Source organism: Photobacterium nomapromontoriensis, from assembly GCF_050336815.1.
Classification (GTDB): domain Bacteria; phylum Pseudomonadota; class Gammaproteobacteria; order Enterobacterales; family Vibrionaceae; genus Photobacterium; species Photobacterium nomapromontoriensis.
On record NZ_JAKJSL010000016.1, the window covers coordinates 68,360 to 85,445 of the forward strand.

General features: G+C 43.6%; 20 protein-coding genes. 11 read left to right on the forward strand and 9 right to left on the reverse strand.

Annotated elements, in window-relative coordinates:
• Positions 1-178: 178 nt before the first annotated feature.
• Entirely contained in the window at positions 179-892 is a 714-nt protein-coding gene (locus tag L4D12_RS02220) for a glycerophosphodiester phosphodiesterase family protein (protein ID WP_428446360.1), read from the reverse strand.
• A gap of 472 nt (positions 893-1,364) precedes the next feature.
• Here L4D12_RS02220 and L4D12_RS02225 point away from each other — a divergent pair, with 472 nt between their 5' ends.
• The 4 genes from L4D12_RS02225 to L4D12_RS02240 all read left to right on the forward strand — a co-directional run bounded on the left by L4D12_RS02225 (position 1,365) and on the right by L4D12_RS02240 (position 4,727).
• Positions 1,365-1,721 (forward strand): YibL family ribosome-associated protein, encoded by a 357-nt coding sequence (locus L4D12_RS02225; RefSeq protein WP_428446190.1) that lies wholly within the window; start codon positions 1,365-1,367, stop codon positions 1,719-1,721.
• A 93-nt stretch (positions 1,722-1,814) separates the two neighbouring features.
• Positions 1,815-2,393 carry a nucleoside triphosphate pyrophosphohydrolase family protein gene (locus L4D12_RS02230; RefSeq protein ID WP_428446191.1) on the forward strand — a complete coding sequence of 193 codons (579 nt, stop codon included), beginning with the start codon at positions 1,815-1,817 and terminating at the stop codon, positions 2,391-2,393.
• A gap of 124 nt (positions 2,394-2,517) precedes the next feature.
• On the forward strand, positions 2,518-3,885 hold the full coding sequence (locus tag L4D12_RS02235) for an MATE family efflux transporter (RefSeq protein ID WP_428446361.1): 1,368 nt from the start codon (positions 2,518-2,520) through the stop codon (positions 3,883-3,885).
• 35 nt (positions 3,886-3,920) lie between these two features.
• Positions 3,921-4,727, forward strand: coding sequence for an alpha/beta fold hydrolase (locus L4D12_RS02240; protein ID WP_428446192.1), 807 nt, complete (start codon positions 3,921-3,923; stop codon positions 4,725-4,727).
• Positions 4,728-4,809: 82 nt separating this feature from the next.
• Here the strand turns inward: L4D12_RS02240 and L4D12_RS02245 are convergent, their stop codons facing one another.
• Both L4D12_RS02245 and L4D12_RS02250 read right to left on the reverse strand, forming a co-directional pair.
• Positions 4,810-5,616 (reverse strand): alpha/beta fold hydrolase, encoded by an 807-nt coding sequence (locus L4D12_RS02245; protein WP_428446193.1) that lies wholly within the window; start codon positions 5,614-5,616, stop codon positions 4,810-4,812.
• A gap of 272 nt (positions 5,617-5,888) precedes the next feature.
• On the reverse strand, positions 5,889-6,263 hold the full coding sequence (locus L4D12_RS02250; protein ID WP_428446194.1) for a YgiW/YdeI family stress tolerance OB fold protein: 375 nt from the start codon (positions 6,261-6,263) through the stop codon (positions 5,889-5,891).
• 250 nt (positions 6,264-6,513) lie between these two features.
• Between L4D12_RS02250 and cobU the strand changes: the two genes are divergently transcribed.
• From cobU to L4D12_RS02270, 4 genes are all read left to right on the forward strand, one after another.
• Positions 6,514-7,035 carry a bifunctional adenosylcobinamide kinase/adenosylcobinamide-phosphate guanylyltransferase gene (gene cobU, locus L4D12_RS02255; RefSeq protein ID WP_428446362.1) on the forward strand — a complete coding sequence of 174 codons (522 nt, stop codon included), beginning with the start codon at positions 6,514-6,516 and terminating at the stop codon, positions 7,033-7,035.
• 112 nt (positions 7,036-7,147) lie between these two features.
• Positions 7,148-7,771 (forward strand): histidine phosphatase family protein, encoded by a 624-nt coding sequence (locus tag L4D12_RS02260; RefSeq protein ID WP_428446195.1) that lies wholly within the window; start codon positions 7,148-7,150, stop codon positions 7,769-7,771.
• A gap of 11 nt (positions 7,772-7,782) precedes the next feature.
• The gene (locus tag L4D12_RS02265; RefSeq protein WP_428446196.1) at positions 7,783-9,261 is read left to right on the forward strand and encodes a cobyric acid synthase; all 1,479 of its coding nucleotides are present in this window, start codon (positions 7,783-7,785) and stop codon (positions 9,259-9,261) included.
• 109 nt (positions 9,262-9,370) lie between these two features.
• A complete protein-coding gene (locus L4D12_RS02270) occupies positions 9,371-9,910 on the forward strand; it encodes a GNAT family N-acetyltransferase (RefSeq protein ID WP_428446197.1) in 540 nt (179 codons plus the stop codon).
• Between the two features lie 15 nt (positions 9,911-9,925).
• On the opposite strand, the gene L4D12_RS02275 is transcribed toward L4D12_RS02270, so the two are convergent.
• The 4 genes from L4D12_RS02275 to L4D12_RS02290 are packed head-to-tail and all read right to left on the reverse strand — an operon-like array spanning position 9,926 to position 13,279.
• Positions 9,926-10,840, reverse strand: coding sequence for an amino acid ABC transporter permease (locus L4D12_RS02275; RefSeq protein WP_428446198.1), 915 nt, complete (start codon positions 10,838-10,840; stop codon positions 9,926-9,928).
• Between the two features lie 4 nt (positions 10,841-10,844).
• Positions 10,845-11,651, reverse strand: a complete 807-nt coding sequence (locus L4D12_RS02280; RefSeq protein ID WP_428446199.1) for a transporter substrate-binding domain-containing protein — start codon at positions 11,649-11,651, stop codon at positions 10,845-10,847.
• A gap of 52 nt (positions 11,652-11,703) precedes the next feature.
• Positions 11,704-12,531 (reverse strand): amino acid ABC transporter permease, encoded by an 828-nt coding sequence (locus tag L4D12_RS02285; protein WP_428446200.1) that lies wholly within the window; start codon positions 12,529-12,531, stop codon positions 11,704-11,706.
• 10 nt (positions 12,532-12,541) lie between these two features.
• Entirely contained in the window at positions 12,542-13,279 is a 738-nt protein-coding gene (locus tag L4D12_RS02290; RefSeq protein ID WP_428446201.1) for an amino acid ABC transporter ATP-binding protein, read from the reverse strand.
• Positions 13,280-13,572: 293 nt separating this feature from the next.
• Between L4D12_RS02290 and aroG the strand changes: the two genes are divergently transcribed.
• A complete protein-coding gene (gene aroG, locus L4D12_RS02295) occupies positions 13,573-14,628 on the forward strand; it encodes a 3-deoxy-7-phosphoheptulonate synthase AroG (protein WP_428446202.1) in 1,056 nt (351 codons plus the stop codon).
• Between the two features lie 97 nt (positions 14,629-14,725).
• Here the strand turns inward: aroG and L4D12_RS02300 are convergent, their stop codons facing one another.
• Positions 14,726-15,244: a DUF4136 domain-containing protein gene (locus L4D12_RS02300; RefSeq protein ID WP_428446203.1), complete on the reverse strand. Its 519-nt coding sequence runs from the start codon at positions 15,242-15,244 to the stop codon at positions 14,726-14,728.
• Between the two features lie 61 nt (positions 15,245-15,305).
• The gene (locus L4D12_RS02305; protein WP_428446204.1) at positions 15,306-15,515 is read right to left on the reverse strand and encodes a hypothetical protein; all 210 of its coding nucleotides are present in this window, start codon (positions 15,513-15,515) and stop codon (positions 15,306-15,308) included.
• A gap of 165 nt (positions 15,516-15,680) precedes the next feature.
• Between L4D12_RS02305 and L4D12_RS02310 the strand changes: the two genes are divergently transcribed.
• Both L4D12_RS02310 and L4D12_RS02315 read left to right on the forward strand, forming a co-directional pair.
• Positions 15,681-16,172, forward strand: a complete 492-nt coding sequence (locus L4D12_RS02310; protein WP_428446363.1) for a hypothetical protein — start codon at positions 15,681-15,683, stop codon at positions 16,170-16,172.
• An 83-nt stretch (positions 16,173-16,255) separates the two neighbouring features.
• Entirely contained in the window at positions 16,256-17,065 is an 810-nt protein-coding gene (locus L4D12_RS02315) for a crotonase/enoyl-CoA hydratase family protein (RefSeq protein WP_428446205.1), read from the forward strand.
• Positions 17,066-17,086 lie beyond the last annotated feature (21 nt).

Sequence of the window (17,086 nt, forward strand, 5' to 3'; positions counted from 1 at the left end):
TATTTCCTAAAGCAGACGGCTGAGCCTGACAAAATTATGGTCGGTGATTATAGATGAATAATAGGAGGCTGTGGGGACTATTTTGGAATAAGTGTTGATAAATTGTCCAATTGATGGCGAGGATGGGGTCATTAACCCCATCGACGTTGGAAATTAGACTCAAATGTACATCACAAGGTTAATCAGCAACAAATAAATGGGGTTTATTGGTGATGATGTTATCAACACCTAGCTGCTTGAAATGGGCTGTTTTTTGCGGGTCATTCAGTGTCCAGATGACTAAAACCATACCTGCATTTTTGATAGCGTTGGCAATTTTAGCCGTTAAAATTCGATGATCTATATGGACACTGTAAAGCGCGAGAGGCTGTATCGATTCTAAGCTGAAATCGTTCCAGACTTCACAGATAAAACCACGACGTACGTTAGGCAGTAAATCCTGACATAATGTCAGAGCCTCTTTTTCAAAACTGGAAAGTACCAAGTGCTCGATAGGAAACTGGCTTTGCTTAATGACATCAACCACAGCATGAATAAGCGGTTCAATTTGATGAGGGTGGTGAATTTTCAGTTCAAGATTAAGCTTTAAGCCTAATACTTGACATGCATTCAGTGCTTCTTCAAGTGTTGGAATCGTTTCTGCGTTAAAAACCGTATTAAACCAGCTTCCTGCATCGAATGATTTCAATTGTGCAAGAGTGAGATTGGCTACTTTCCCTTTACCATTCGTACAGCGGTTGACGGTTTCATCATGAATAATAACAGGAATGCAATCAGCGCTAAGTTGAGTATCAATTTCTATCCATGTGGCACCTGATTGGGCTGCTTGTTTTATTCCTGCTAGGGTGTTTTCAGGTGCAAGTGCTGCTGCACCACGATGTCCAGTGACTATCATTTTTTTGACCATCTGTTTATTTATTGCCTATAGAGCATCATATACCCATGTTATCTCAAGATATAGAATTCACTGGTCTGCCAATTTGTATGAAGTAATGCGAATTGCATTGGTGGCAGCGATACTTCTGGCTACGTTTATGTGTGAAGGTTTTTTCAATAAATGAGCGTTTAACTCGTATACCACTAGCAATATTACATTTTTGACACATTCGATAGTCCTTTAACGTCAATGTATGGGCGGAGTATATTCGGTGTAAATGGGCAATAGTGTGATCTTGCTTCAATAAAATAATGCATTTATGTGTAGCGTGGTTTGATTGATTGAAATCCATTCAACCGAGTTAAAAAAACAGCAAGAAAAAGAAATCTGCGCCATATTATCTGTTCATGTTATATAATCACCGGTTCAGCAATCATTCCTATGCTAGGTTTGCTGGGATGTTGTAGTGTAATATTAAGGTAACCACATGAATTTAAAGCAAGAGCTTCAGCAACTGACTAACCGTTTAGACAAACTTCGTCGTAAACATGCTGGGGCAAAAGATCGCGGAGACCAAGCGATTGCAGGTCAAGCAGCTCAAGAAATCGAAACAACGACCAAAAAGCTAAATAAGATCAAAGCTCAGCAGAAGCGCCTTCTTGGCCAGCAAGGTGGTGATGTTAGCTCATTACCATTTAAGCGAGCACTAACGAAAGCAGAACAAGCAGATATGGGTAAACTGAAAAAGTCAGTAAAAGGCTTGGTCGTTGTTCACCCAATGACGGCGTTGGGTCGTGAAATGGGCATTAAAGAAGTAACCGGTTTTGCACCGAAAGAATTCTAACGTCAAGATTTTCCCTCATGGTCTAGGACTGTGTATTGATGACTGAGGCGGTACCTTTCTGCCTCAGAGGTATTTTAACATAAAGGAAATGGCATGAAGCTGGCTGTTTTGGATCAGACGTTATTCGATCATCTCTATCGCGATATTCGTGAGTTTCGCAACACTTTTGACTTAGATATCGAGTCGCCATCAACCTTGAATGAACAGGCTGATGCGCTACACACTTCATTGGCTGTTGAAGAGCTAACTGAGTTGGCAGAAGCTGATTCATTGGTTGAGCAGGCGGATGCAATTGTTGATTCAGTTTATGTATTAATGGGCCGTTTGGTTCATCTGGGTGACGAAAATCTTGAGGCTAATATCGGTATTAGTTACCTGATTGATTTGCTTCTTCAGATTTCGCAACGCCTCGGCTTTGATTTTGTTTCTTGTTGGAACGAAGTGCATTCTAGCAATATGAGCAAGGTGTGTCGTAACGAACAAGAATTCGACGAGACGAAAGCGTATTATGCCGCTCAAGGCGTCGTGATTGTTGGTAGCCAGAAAGGGGCTTACATCATTGCGAAATGCGGTAAAGATGTTGATCTTGGCGGTAAGCTGATTCGTCAGGGTAAAGTATTGAAATCAGTCTACTACCGACCTGCAGATTTGGTTAAGCTCGTGACGGCGTAACTTTTTTTCGAGTGCCCAGAGGCTTGTCCTCTGGGTATATGTTTACGCTTCTTATTTTTCTGTGAGCAAAAAGCACGTAGACTATGTTGTAGAATATTTACTAACTGGTCTTTTCTTCGTCATTATGGTCTCACAGACATCTCATTCATCTCAATCTACGCCTGAATTAGGCCGTCAATTATTTCAAATGACATGGCCGATGTTGTTTGGTGTTCTCTCTCTTATGAGCTTTCAGCTCGTCGATAGTGCATATATCGGTCAACTTGGCATATTACCACTGGCTGCACAGGGTTTTACTTTGCCGATGCAAATGGTAATTATTGGCCTTCAAGTTGGCCTGGGTATTGCTACCACATCACTGATCTCTCGCGTGTTAGGGCAGGGCGACTTACAGCGTGCCAAGCAGTTGGGTGGGCTGGTTGTTATTACTGGTGCGGTCAGTGTTTTTCTGATCTGTCTACTTATCTGGTTCACCCGTGGAGCGATTTTAACGTTGCTGAGTGCGCCAGCGAATGTGTATGCCGTTATTGATGGTTATTGGTCCGTATGGTTAGCCAGCTGTTGGGCTGGGGCAATGCTTTATTTTGCTTACAGTCTATGTCGAGCGAATGGAAACACCATGCTGCCAGGCATCATGATGGTCGTGACCAGCATTATCAATATGATCCTTGATCCTATCTTTATATTTACCTTCGATATGGGAATTGTGGGGGCTGCATGGGCAACAGTAAGCGCATTTATCGTCGGTATGCTGGCTGTCTATCCTAAAGTGTTGCAGCGTCATTGGCTGAGTTTTGATTGGCATGGTCTCAATGTGACTGAGTCAATGAAGGAGCTGGTGGGTATTATGGCTCCAGCAATGCTAAGCCAGTTATTGCCTCCTTTGTCCTCCATGCTGGCAACAAAATTAGTCGCTGGGTTTGGTGCTGCAACCGTCGGTGCATGGGCATTAGGCTCTCGACTTGAGTTTTTCTCCATTGTTATCGTATTGGCGTTAACGATGTCGATGCCCCCCATGGTCGGTCGAATGCTCGGTAGTGGTGAACTGGACAAGGTTAAATCATTGATTCGCCTCGCAGTGAAATTTGTTCTGGTTTGGCAGTTGGCTATCGCTGCACTGTTATGGTTTTTTGCGTCAGGCTTAACGACGTTGCTGACCAGCGAGGACAGTGTACGTCATATATTACAGATACATTTGACGTGGGTACCACTTAGTTTGGGGCCGCTTGGCGTTTGTATGCTGATGGTGTCTGTCTGTAATGCACTGACGTTACAAATGCGGGCCTTGTTGATTTCTGCGTTACGATTATTTGTTTGTTTTCTACCTGCTATATGGCTAGGTGCGCGTCTTGCGGGCATAGAAGGTTTGTTTTTAGGTATGTTGGTGGGTAATACTTTCGCCGGTATTATGGCTTGGGTGCTGTACTCTAAAGGCTTCAGTGCGGTAGAGCTGAAGTACACCAAAGCGCAATCTTGCCGTGAATCATATTAGGTATCGATTTCGATTAAATTAAGGACCGAGTGTTAATGAGTGCATTTACCGTTGAAGCACAAACCATGCATTACCAAGATATCGGTGATGGGCCTGTGTTGGTTTTTGGTCACAGCTATTTATGGGACAGTAAAATGTGGGCGCCTCAGGTTGACGTATTAAGTCAGTCTTTTCGTTGTATTGTCCCTGATTTTTGGGGGCATGGTCAGTCTGATAGTCTGCCTGTCTCGACACATAACTTAGCTGATTATGCAAGGGATGTATTGGCATTGCTGGATGCGTTGAATATCGATGAATTTTCATTGGTCGGATTGTCATCCGGCGGGATGTGGGCAACAGAAGTCGTTATTCAAGCTTCGTCACGTGTGAAAACATTGGTGTTGATGGATACATTTGTTGGTCTTGAACCTGAAGTGGTTCATACCAAGTATTTTGATATGCTTGCCAGGGTTGATAAGGCAAAGGCGTTAACGACTGATGTGGTGGATTTTTTTGCGGCGCTACAATTTTCTTCGCTTTTCGTTGATAGTGATCGGATGAATGAATTCAGAACCCATTTACTGGCGGCCGATAGTGAAAAAGCAGTGACGTTAGCACAGGTTGGTCGAATGGTTTTTGGTCGCCGAGATTGTTTTGAAGCCGCTGAAATGTTTGCTTTACCGACACTCATCATGGTGGGCGATCAAGACAGAGTGCGGCCTGTGCTAGAGTCTTACCTGATGCATGATGGCATCACAGGCAGCGAATTTGTATTGATCCCCAATGCGGGCCATATCAGTAATATTGAACAACCGGAATTTGTAAACAGGCAGTTGGTCGATTTTTTCAGTAAGCATCTCTAAACAAAGAAAAATAGACAAAAATCAAAAAAGCAGCCATTAAGTGGCTGCTTTGTGTAAATAGAGATTAGTGTAGTTTGGGCAATTAAGCGGCCATTGTCTGATGGCGCTGAATAAATTCGATAGAGTGCAGGTTGAATTCATCAGGACGCTCAACGTTACACACATGGCCACAATTTTCGAATTCTGTTAAATAACTATTTTTGTGTTTACCTACCATTTCTCGAACCGGCTTAACAAACATGTAGTCATTGCCTCCCATTAAATAAAGCGTTGGGATAGGAAGTTCTTTTTCTTTGAAATAACGCATTAATGGATTCACGTCGGCAGCTAGTTTAAACCAACGCTTAAATTCGTTCTGGCATAACTTCTTCGCTTCGTTAACGAACATTATTCGTGATTCTTTTTGGGTTTTCTGTGGCATGACAATGTAGGCAAATAAACCGTATAGCCACATATAAGGAAGGATATGCTTACAGAGATTTCCCGCTTTTACAAGCAGTTGTGAGCGTGCATCAAGGCGTGTGATCGCACCACCAAGCACCATGGTTTTAACGCGTTCAGGGGCTAGCTCAGCGAGATTACGAATAATGATTGTGCCAAGCGAAATCCCAACGAAGTGTGCGGATTGAATCTTAAGATGATTGAGGACCTGCACAATATCTGTCGTGACGGCTTTAAAAGTATATGGGTTTTTTATCATGTTCTGAAACATGTTATTGGATCGTCCATGACCTCTAAGATCTAATAGCAGTAAGTTGAAGTGCTGCTTATAAGCCTTAATTTGTTTAAACCAGATAGAAGAGCTTCCACCTGCACCATGGACAAATACAACCCAATCTTTGCTGGAAGGATGAAGATATGTTTTGTGAAACAGCAATGAATCTGACATGTATTTACTCATTAAAAACAGCTGTTTCGATTATATCATGATGTATGTGAACTCTTAGCGTCGAACTGTGAGTGTTTGTTTCAGGAAATTAAGTTTTGGTGTAACAATTTGATTTTCTTGTTTAATGTGTTTAGTGAGGTGACGTATTTGTGATAATGATCACGTAATGTTACGTTGAGATAACGAGGGAAAGGATCGAATGTTAACGTCGGTATATCGGAAAATATACCAACGCTATGCCATTCGATGTCTACTGTGGTGCACGACTGGAATTACAGTACTTGAATTCGCTCTACTTCGATTTCTGGTGTATTACCACCTTCATATTCGCCAAACAGGCGTACTTTGGTGTTGGCATTGATTGCTTGAGGAAGAACAATGTCATCATCAATATCAACCTGAATTTCTTTAACGCCATCACTAAACATAAAGGTATCAGCATCAATCTGTTTGATTAGTACGCCGTCAACAATGGCTTTTTTCTCAGTAAACATACCAGTGTCGCTAAGTAAGTCCGTCACTGTGACGGTTTCAATCGGACCGGTATAGTTTATGGTGCTTTCTTGCTGAGCGTGATCACCGGCAAATGCAACGGAAGGTAGAATAACAGCCGCGGTGGCCATAGCAATTACTGTATTTTTAAGCATGATTTGATCTCCTTGTTGTTTTATACCCAAGTTATTCTCGTTGAAACGAGCATCTAAGATTGCTTGAGTACGTCTATTAAACAACATGGGAGCTGAACTATTGATGAGTCTAATATTCAGTTTCTGTTCATCTTTTTAAAAAGAGTGGCAGATAAATTGACACAGTAGTCAATAATGCTTGAAATCGGTTGTTGTCCGACGAAAGTTTCATAGAATGGTGGAATGAGTGAACAACAGAGGTTTAGATACATTGAGGACAGAATTAATTTTGGGAGGGGCTCGCTCTGGCAAAAGTAGTTTCGCAGAATTGCAGGCTACTGAGTCAGGAAAAAATGTGATTTATATTGCGACTGCGACGGCGGGTGATGATGAAATGGTAAAGCGTATTGCTCGTCACCAGCTTGATCGCCCGGCGAACTGGCAAGTTGTCGAAGAACCCATTGATCTGGCTGGTGCTATTCGTACTTATGATCACCCTGATAGTTGTTTATTGATCGACTGTTTGACACTTTGGCTGACAAACTGCCTATTCAACGATGATTTTACGGTAGATTGGTTAAGTCAGAAAGCAGATTTACTGTCCGCACTGAGTAGTGTGACGGGTCACGTTATACTGGTAAGTAATGAAGTTGGGCAGGGCATTGTTCCTATGGGAGAAATGTCTCGTCGTTTTGTTGATGAAAGCGGCTGGTTGCATCAAGCAATCGCGAAGCAGGTTGATCGGGTGACGTTTGTTACCGCAGGGTTGCCGCAAAGATTAAAAGACAGTTAATAAAACATGAGTAGAAATATTGGTCGTTTAACTCGCTAATTAATAATATTTATTATGCGAATGTTGTCATGATGGTAGTTCAAATTAGGGGCATGGAAAAGGGGGAATGAGCATGGAAAACGGTATAACAACACGCGTCGATATTTTACGTCACGGCCTACCTGAGGGGCATGGCTGTCTGCGAGGGCATACCGATTTTGCCATTACACCTCAAGGGCTGGAGCAGATGCAACGAGCGGTAAAGGGGTTGACGGATGTTGAACAGGTTATTACTTCGCCACTCAAACGGTGTAGTGACTTTGCCCAGCAGTTTGCGTCGAAGTATACGGTGCCATGTCATCCAAACCCCCGCTGGATGGAGATGAATTTTGGTGACTGGGATGGTCAAAGCCATCAGTCTCTCTGGCAACAGCACCGAGAAAGTTTATCGTCATATTGGAATAACCCTTGGCTGTCTACACCGCATGGTGGTGAATCTGTTCGTGAATTTGATTCTCGTATTCAACAGGTCTGGAACGCATTATTAGATGAATATTTAGGTCAAAAAGTGTTGCTGGTTACCCATGCCGGCGTCATGAAACAATTAGTACGAATATTGCTCGAAATGCCTGAGAATGCCCGATACCTTCAACGTATTGAACTGCCGTATGCGGCTCGTTACCGCGTCACTATATATACCGACCATAATGGGGAACACTGGCCCCAAATCCAGTGGCCTACCGAACAACAATTTTAAGTGAGAAATAGATGCAATCGACGATTAAAGCCTTAATGGTGCAGGGAACGACTTCGGATGCAGGTAAAAGTGTATTGGCTGCTGGGTTGTGCCGGGTTTTGGCACGCCAAGGGATAAAAGTGGCGCCGTTTAAATCTCAGAATATGGCGCTGAATAGCGCAGTAACAAAGGACGGTGGAGAGATCGGCCGTGCGCAAGCGGTACAGGCTCAGGCTTGCCGTATTGAGCCGACTGTCCACATGAACCCAGTACTTCTTAAGCCTAATACCGATGTTGGCGCACAGGTTATTGTTCAAGGTAAAGCGTTAGCTGATATGGACGCGGTTGGTTATCACGATTATAAAAAAGTAGTGATAACGCCGATCATGGAGTCTTTTGGCTTGCTACAGCAAGAATATCAGACCGTGATCATTGAAGGTGCTGGTAGCCCGGCAGAAATCAATCTTCGTGAGAATGACGTTGCTAATATGGGCTTTGCCGAGACAGCGGATGTGCCTGTTATTATTGTGGCAGATATCGACCGTGGCGGCGTTTTTGCTCACCTCTATGGCACATTGGCGCTATTGTCTGAATCAGAACAAGCTCGCGTAAAAGGATTTGTGATTAACCGCTTCCGTGGCGATATAAAATTATTGGAATCAGGACTCGATTGGCTGGAAGAAAAAACCGGCAAGCCAGTCTTCGGTGTGTTGCCGTATATTCATGGCTTAATGCTTGAAGCTGAGGATGCAATTGATGCCCAACAAGTTGACGCAGCTGAAGAGCAATTGCGTGTTTCTGTACCGGTACTAACACGGGTAAGCAACCATACAGATTTTGATCCATTGCGCATGCACCCGCAAGTGAATCTACAATTTATAGGTAAAGGGCAGAAAATTCCGCCATCTGATCTTATTATTATTCCAGGGACAAAAAGTGTTCGTAGCGATCTTGCGTACCTGAAAGAGCAAGGCTGGGACCAACAAATTGAACGTCATTTACGCCTTGGTGGCAAAGTGATGGGGATCTGTGGAGGGTATCAGATGCTGGGTGAATCCATTGCTGATCCGGATGGTATCGAAGGTATACCCGGTTCAAGCCAAGGGTTGGGATATTTACAAACCTCAACAATACTTGCCCCCCATAAACAGCTGAAGCAAGTAACAGGAACATTGAAGATGCCGGAACAACAAACGGCTCCAGTCAGAGGTTATGAGATCCATGCGGGTGTCACAAATGGGGTTCTTGAGGATGCCCCGGTGCAGTTGCTGGATGGGCCTGATGGACAATTGGGTGTTGATAACCAGGTCTTTGGGACATATTTACACGGGATCTTTGAACAGCGTGAAGCGTGTGATGCCATATTGAGTTGGGCGGGTCTTGCTGTTACTCAAACACCTGATTTTGACTTTATCCGTGAAAAAGGGATTGATCAGGTCGCTGATATGCTGGAACAACACATGGATCTTGCAAAACTGTGGCCTGAATGGTCAGAAAAATTTGTGCGATAAGAGATTATTCGACAACACATTGATCGATAAAACTTAAGGGTGTACGCGATAAGCAGAAAATGAACTGAGCCTTGTGATGACGGATCGGCTCAAGGCTCCCACAAGAGGGATGAATATGATTTTAGATATACCGCCGAGTATTAGAACGCCACGTCTTTATGTCAGGCCTTGGCATGAACGTGATCTACCTAGTTTACACCGGATTATGTCCAATCAATCTGTTCATACTTTTACTGAAGAAGAGCCTTGGACGGAACAAAAAGCCCGAACCGAGCTCGACTGGTTTCAATCCAATAAAATGGGTTGGAAATGGAAAGGTGGCTATTTTAACTGTCCGTTGATTCTTGCTGATTGTGGCACTTTGATAGGCCGGGTCGGTTTAAACCCATACGGTGATAACGATTCTGTTGCAGAAATTGAATGGACTATCTCTGAAGAGCATTGGCATCAAGGATACGCCACTGAAATAGGTAAAGCTATTCTTGAATATGGGTTTCGGGATGGTGGATTCGTTAGTATTATCGGTTTTACTTCGATCAGAAACATGTCTGCCCGTCAGGTGATGAAAAAAATTGGTATGGAGCACATAGGTGATCGCGAACAGCATCATCGTAAGTTATGTATTTTTCAAATTGAACGGGAGCGATGAACGCTCCCGTTCAATTCAACGCAACATGTGTTTTTGACTGTGTCGTTCCAGTTTGGAAAAGAGAAAAGATAGCGTCAAGCATAATGCGAGGTATCCTGCGCCGACTAGTAGCCAAATTTCAAATATAAGCCCCGATGAATTAGCTATTTCACTGCCCACAAACGTTAGCTCTTGAATAGAGATTAGTGAAATAATGGATGAATCTTTAACCAGTGAAATAAACTGGCCCGCTAATGGCGGAACGATACCGCTTAACGCCTGAGGAAAAATAACAAATCGGAACCGATTCCAGCGTGATAATCCGAGGGAATCGGCGGCTTCCCATTGGCCTTTAGTGACGGCATCGATACCGGCTCGGACAATCTCAGCAATGTAAGCAGCGACGATAAGCCCGACACACAAGACACCGGAAAACACGTTTTCCCAGAGTTTGGCGGGGCCAAACAAAAAGGCTTGTACCTCATTGATAGAATCAGGTGTTTCTCGCAGTATATCTGCAAGACCGATAGCGGGGATCAGCTGATTTGAAATAAAAAAGTAAAAAATAAACACAAATACCAGCGGTGGGATATTCCGAACTAGCTGGATGTACGCTTGTGCTGGTAATCGAAAAAATACCCATGAAGACCTACGTGCTAACCCTAGAATTAGGCCAAGGATCGCCGCAAAAAACATCCCCCAAAGACTTAAGCGTATGGTGGTTAAGAAGCCTTGGATAAAGTAGGGAAGCTCCCCATTAACACCTCGAGTGAAAATGAGATCGAATGCTCTATCCCAATGCCATTGATAGTGAATTCCTACCGATGAGCGGTACCATAACCATCCGGTGGCGCACCCCAGTAGTAAGAGCAATAGCCAATCTAATTTGTTTAACGAAATGATTGCCGAAGATTTTTTCCCCGGCAATGATTGGAGTTTGCAGTGTGACAAAGGATTATCCTTTTGCAACTTGATTTTGCCAGTCTAGGGTTGTGAACCAATAATCATGGCGTGCTTTCAGCCAGCCATCTTCTGTGCGAAGTAAAATCCAGTTATTGAAAAAATTCAATAAATTAAAGTCACCCTGGCGGATAGCGAAGGCTTCTGATCCTCGGCTTAATCGCTCACTAAATGGAACGAAGAGCTTATCGCTATACTGAAGTGTCATCTGCTCAGGTTTGGGTGAAGAGGCAAGTACTGCATTTGCATTACCGTTGAGAACCTCCTGGAATGCTTGCGCTTCATCATCAAATTGACGTAACTTGGCTTTTGGAAAGTATTTTTTTGCCGTTTGCACGGTGAATGCACCACGACGTACAGCGAGTGTAACACTGCGCTTGTTGTAGTCGGCGATGCTGGTTTTACCCGCAGACAAATCTTTGTTCGCCGCCAGTTGGACACCTGAATGGGCATAAGGGGTGGTAAATAACACACTCATGTTACGCTCTGGCGTGATTGACATGCCTCCGATGATGACATCAAATTTTCCTGCGAGGAGGGCAGGAATAATACCATCCCATGCAGTCGGAATAAATTCCACTTTCAAGCCAGCGTCTTTGGCAAGACGACGGGCAACATCCACTTCATACCCCACTAGTTCACCTTGTTTGTCACGCATAGCCCAAGGCACAAACGTTGATAGGCCGACACGTAGCGTGCCCCGTTCCTTGATGACATCAAGGGTGTTGTTTTGTGCAGAAATGGCCGTTGTTGAGAGGGTGAGTGTAATAACCGCGAGCAATGCGGATAATAGACGTTTCATTCTTCCTTTCTCCTTTATTATTGTTAAATTTGAAATTAACGTTACTAACGTATTAATTTGTTGGTGTATTCAACCTGTGTGCAAACCAAGCGGCTAAGCCGGACAGAGCGAGAGTGACACAGAGGTATATCCCCGCAACCGTAAACCAGACTTCAAACGGCATCGCTGTATCTGCAACAATATTGCGTCCTTCTGTTGTAAGATCAAATATCGCCATGATGCTGACAATTGACGAGTTTTTTACTAGCGAAACAGACTCGTTGGCGAGTGGTGGTAATATTCGTTTGATAACTTGTGGTAGAACAACATAGCGATATTTATCAAACGTTGTTAGGCCTAGACTATCGCTGGCTTCAAATTGGCCTCTATCAATAGTGGTTAATCCAGCGCGGAAAATTTCTGCGGTATAGGCACCTTGAAAGAGTGAAAGTGCCAATACTGCGGTTGTGAAACGTTCAAGGTCGAGAATAGGTCCAAAGACAAAGTACAGTAGATAAATTTGTACTAGTAATGGGGTATTGCGAATCAGCTCAATATAGCCACGAGCTAAACCTCGTCCGACAATAGAGTCGGACACACGGAGCATTGCGGTAGTTAAACCAATCGCTAGCGTACAAACCAAGCTGATAGCGGAGATTTGTAAGGTAATTATCAACCCTTCAAGCAACTCTGCTGGATACCATTGTCCATCTTCAACAAACCAGAGGTATTGCGGGATCCTATACCACTGCCAGCGATAGTTCATCGCATCTGCACCGCTATCCAGTAACCAGAAGATACCACCAGCCACTAGCGCGATTTGAAGTAAACCGGAGAGCACGGGTTTAGCAATGTTGAAGCCTGTTTGGATAAATGATGAGTGCCGATAAGGTTTTGTCATGGTGATAACCTTAATAGCTCAGGATTTGTTGAAGAAATTTTTGAGTGCGTGGTTGTTTGGGGGTGTCGAAGAGTTCATCGGGTGGGGCAATTTCAACAATTTCACCTTCATCCATAAAAACAACACGGTCAGCAACTTGGCGGGCAAATCCCATTTCATGGGTGACGCACACCATGGTCATGCCCTCATTGGCGAGTGTTTTCATCACATCGAGCACCTCGCTGATCATTTCAGGATCGAGTGCGGATGTTGGCTCGTCGAAGAGTAAAATATCTGGCTTCATACACAGCGAACGTGCAATAGCGACACGCTGCTGTTGCCCCCCAGAGAGCTGGGCGGGATATTTATCAGCTTGATGGGCAATGTGCACCCGCTCAAGAAAATTCATCGCGATAGCCTCGGCTTCTGGCTTGCTGAGTTTCAAGGTTCGGCGAGGCGCTAGAGTGAGATTCTCAAGTACCGTCATGTGAGGAAAAAGATTGAAGTGCTGAAAAACCATGCCGACTTTGCCTCGAATGGCTTTGAGGTGCTGACGGTTTAGTCGCTGTCCTGCCACTTCAAGCGAGCCATTATTAAATTGTTCAAGGCCATTGATACACCTGATCAGCGTCGACTTTCCCGAACCGGATGGACCACAGACAACGAGACGCTCACCTTGTGAAATGGTGAGGTTAATGTTTTTGAGCGCATGGTACTCACCATACCATTTATCAATGTTATGAAATGCAATAACAGTATCTTCAGCCATAAGACTAACCTTGATTTAGCATGGGTATAAGTTATTGCGCATATGTTATTGCTTTAAAAGTAAGATTTCAAAGTAATGTTCATATTAACAGTGGTTCAGTATGATTTATCAGTAGATGTGGGTGATCTTGCTCAACTATTCGTCGATACAAGAAAAAAGGGACTTTCTTTAATAAGAATTTGCACTATGGATAAAAGCCAGATAAGTTAAAGTCAATTGGAAGTTAAATTTACCGCCAATCAAAAGTGTAAAGTTAGCTATACGGAAGACGATGTGCAAATCAGGATGTAATAATGTATAAGACAGATGATGTTCGCATTAGCGAAATAAACCAACTCCTTCCTCCCGTCGCAGTACTGGAGCGTTTCCCTGCAACTGAAAGTGCATCAGAAACGGTATATCAATCACGCCATGCAATTCATAACATCTTAAATGATAAGGATGATCGTCTATTAGTCATTGTTGGTCCTTGTTCCATCCACGATACTGATGCTGCTTTAGAATATGGTCAGAAGCTACAAGCCTTACGTGAAGAACTAAAGGGTGAATTGGAAGTCGTAATGCGTGTGTATTTTGAAAAACCACGCACAACGGTCGGATGGAAAGGCCTTATCAATGACCCGTATATGAACAATAGTTTTCAGCTTAATGATGGTTTACGTATCGGCCGAAAATTATTGTTAGATCTTACCAATATGGGTGTACCAACAGCCGGAGAGTTTCTTGATATGATCACACCGCAGTATATGGGTGATTTGATCAGTTGGGGGGCGATTGGGGCGCGTACGACCGAGTCACAGGTACACCGTGAGTTAGCGTCAGGTCTTTCTTGCCCGGTTGGTTTTAAAAATGGTACTGACGGTAATATTAAGATAGCAACTGATGCCATTGGCTCCGCGAGTGCGTCGCACCATTTTTTATCTGTAACTAAATATGGGCATTCTGCGATTGTAACAACCGCGGGTAATGAAGATTGCCACATTATTCTTCGTGGAGGCAAAGCGCCCAATTATAGCCATGAGGACGTTACGGTGGTTACCGATCAGCTGCATAATGCGGGCTTGCGAGAGAAAGTGATGATTGACTTTAGCCATGCTAACAGTCTTAAAGAATTTAAGCGTCAGCTGCTTGTGTCTGAAGATGTTGGCCATCAAATTGCTAACGGAAATCGTGCAATTTTTGGGGTTATGATCGAAAGTCACCTGGTTGAAGGCCGTCAGGACATTATTGATGGACAGAAACCAACTTACGGTCAGAGCATCACGGATGCGTGTATTGGTTGGGCCGATACAGAGAAAGTGCTGCGTCAGTTAGCCGATGATGTCGCAACTCGTCGCCAATCAAAATAGCGTAACGGTTGGGTAATAAGCAGAGAGCCTGGTGTCATGCCAGGTTTTTTTATGTCTGAAATTACCCATACTCGCAGATTCCTGTTGTGCTTAGTGACTATGGTGGCGGATATTGGCTGAACATTTGATTGATTTGGCTATCAATAAATTCTCTTCTAGCATTTGCAGACATTGATTCTGTCAACTTACGCTGTGATTCAGCTCGCCATACGACTTGATTGCTCGCATTCGAGATGAGTTCAACCACCAGTTTACCATAGTGGTATTCGCGATAATCAACAGGCATGGCATATGCTGCTGTGGTGTTACCGTAGCCATAGCCAAAACCGAACCCGGTACCATATGATTTGTAATCGGTTTGTTCCAAAATAGAATATCGAACGGTGAGGTCACCATCCTTCGTCACAGGCTTCAGTCCTTTGGTATATAGTGCTGTAGAGAGGGCATCTTTAGCCCGTTCACCATCCAATGTAGTGACGGCATCTGGAGGGGTAGTGGCAAATTGATAAGTTTTGTACTGGCTATAATTGGCGGTGTCGCTGTAATCGGTTGTTACTGCGGAAGTACAAGCTATTAGACTGCCAGTAAACGCAATAATAAATAACGATTTATGCATGGCTGATTCCTATCTGTTAGAAACCTTAGGGTGTGACGAAGATACTGTAAATTAAATCTATTTAGCTCAATGAATGGTAAGCAGAGATAACGATGCCATCATTAAACTCAACTAATAGAGGGTGTGCTTGTCGAACCTTTTGATTGATCGTGGCACAGTGAGGAAATTGACAATAGATTTGAAAGTCGCGATGTAAACCATTATCCAAAAAAGCATCAAGAATATCTGTTGTATCGGCGATCAGTAAACGTGAATCAGACTCTACATTCATTGGAACCACAAACCATTATTGAGTAGGTAATTAATAGCGTAGACGATCAATAGCAAACCTGCAGCTCTGCCAGTCTAATGATATCGGAATGAGTCCCCAGCAGAAGTCATTACCCACTATGCTTATAGCCAAGCCACCTATGAATCGAGTGGAGATCCATTGAATATGATGAATCATCAACGATGGCTGATAGTCGGAATATGCTATTTTTCCGTAGCGTGCATGAGTAGCTTGTATTCCAAGCCGGAACCTGAGCTCGGGAAAGATATTGCAACATTATCTGAAGAGTACGTGAAAGCAACCCGGGGAGGCGTGCTTGATTTAACATCAATGATCCCAGGAAAAGTCTATCACCCAAGAGATGGATATATTGCGTATGAGCGGTTGTGGTGCTTGGATGAAAAAATGGGTTCATTAGCAGAATATCGCCAATTAATCGCACGAGTTTGTCGCTTGAAAAGCGGAAAAATGCGTGATGATTGGTGCGTTTCTGATCGAAATGGTCTTCCCTTATTTAGCGCTACGATAGCACCGACAGGTACCACCTGTACAGGTGGTGACATAACCACCATTATTCATACTATTGAGCCATTATCATCACCAACTGCCTCAGAGTGGATTTTATCTGCAGAAGTATTGGGATTTAAAAAGAATTGATAATGCTCTGGGTTTTATATGTTGTTTTTATGTTAATGTGTACTTTCATTAAGCTGGACAGACCAGATTAGGGGAGTAGCAAAATGGGATGGGATCGACTGATTGTAGAGCAAGATCAAGGGATAGTGACGGTGACCCTTAATCGTCCTGATAAACTCAATGCATTAGATATGGCTGTGTTTCAAGAGCTAGATAAGATCAGTAAGTCGTTAATGCACCGCAAAGATGTCCGAGCACTTATTTTGCAGGGAGCGGGGCAAAACTTTAGCAGCGGACTTGATATTAAAAGTGTCGCGACATCTAAATCAAAAGCACTCTCATTGCTGGCTAAGTGGTTGCCGGGTAATGCAAACCTTGCACAACGTGTTTCGCGAAATTGGCGTAAACTTCCATTTCCTGTTATCGCAGTGATTGAAGGCAAATGTTATGGTGGTGGCATGCAAATCGTCTTGGGGGCTGACTTTAGATTTGCGACCCCTGACAGTGAACTCTCTATCATGGAAGTTCGTTGGGGTTTAGTTCCCGATATGGCGGGCTTATTATCACTTCGAGAAATCGTAGCAAAAGATATAGCAATGAAGCTGACCATGACGGGCGAGATTGTCACAGGTTATGATGCAAAGCAGATGAATTTAATTACAGATACCAGTGATAATCCATTAGCTATGGCAAGAGCGTTGTGCGATCAACTCACGAAAGGGTCCCCTGATGCTTTGGCTGCCATTAAATTAACCACTAATCGATGTTGGAATCGCTCGGAGCGTTTTTTGCTGGCCCATGAAACATTTAGTCAAATACGTTTGCTGCTTGGCCGAAATTTTATGATTGCAGGTAAGCGGCAACGTAATAAGCAGAAAGAATTAGATTATCAGCAGCGCCAATCGTTTTGGTAACACTGATATTTTGATAATTAC

Excerpts from the sequence above, each read along its gene's own strand:
- L4D12_RS02225 (WP_428446190.1), top strand. The coding sequence starts at position 1,365 with ATGAATTTAAAGCAAGAGCTTCAGCAACTGACTAACCGTTTAGACAAA.
- L4D12_RS02230 (WP_428446191.1), top strand. The coding sequence starts at position 1,815 with ATGAAGCTGGCTGTTTTGGATCAGACGTTATTCGATCATCTCTATCGC.
- L4D12_RS02235 (WP_428446361.1), top strand. The coding sequence starts at position 2,518 with ATGGTCTCACAGACATCTCATTCATCTCAATCTACGCCTGAATTAGGC.
- L4D12_RS02240 (WP_428446192.1), top strand. The coding sequence starts at position 3,921 with ATGAGTGCATTTACCGTTGAAGCACAAACCATGCATTACCAAGATATC.
- L4D12_RS02245 (WP_428446193.1), bottom strand. The coding sequence starts at position 5,616 with ATGTCAGATTCATTGCTGTTTCACAAAACATATCTTCATCCTTCCAGC.
- L4D12_RS02250 (WP_428446194.1), bottom strand. The coding sequence starts at position 6,263 with ATGCTTAAAAATACAGTAATTGCTATGGCCACCGCGGCTGTTATTCTA.
- L4D12_RS02260 (WP_428446195.1), top strand. The coding sequence starts at position 7,148 with ATGGAAAACGGTATAACAACACGCGTCGATATTTTACGTCACGGCCTA.
- L4D12_RS02265 (WP_428446196.1), top strand. The coding sequence starts at position 7,783 with ATGCAATCGACGATTAAAGCCTTAATGGTGCAGGGAACGACTTCGGAT.
- L4D12_RS02270 (WP_428446197.1), top strand. The coding sequence starts at position 9,371 with ATGAATATGATTTTAGATATACCGCCGAGTATTAGAACGCCACGTCTT.
- L4D12_RS02280 (WP_428446199.1), bottom strand. The coding sequence starts at position 11,651 with ATGAAACGTCTATTATCCGCATTGCTCGCGGTTATTACACTCACCCTC.
- L4D12_RS02285 (WP_428446200.1), bottom strand. The coding sequence starts at position 12,531 with ATGACAAAACCTTATCGGCACTCATCATTTATCCAAACAGGCTTCAAC.
- L4D12_RS02290 (WP_428446201.1), bottom strand. The coding sequence starts at position 13,279 with ATGGCTGAAGATACTGTTATTGCATTTCATAACATTGATAAATGGTAT.
- aroG (WP_428446202.1), top strand. The coding sequence starts at position 13,573 with ATGTATAAGACAGATGATGTTCGCATTAGCGAAATAAACCAACTCCTT.
- L4D12_RS02300 (WP_428446203.1), bottom strand. The coding sequence starts at position 15,244 with ATGCATAAATCGTTATTTATTATTGCGTTTACTGGCAGTCTAATAGCT.
- L4D12_RS02305 (WP_428446204.1), bottom strand. The coding sequence starts at position 15,515 with ATGAATGTAGAGTCTGATTCACGTTTACTGATCGCCGATACAACAGAT.
- L4D12_RS02310 (WP_428446363.1), top strand. The coding sequence starts at position 15,681 with ATGATGAATCATCAACGATGGCTGATAGTCGGAATATGCTATTTTTCC.
- L4D12_RS02315 (WP_428446205.1), top strand. The coding sequence starts at position 16,256 with ATGGGATGGGATCGACTGATTGTAGAGCAAGATCAAGGGATAGTGACG.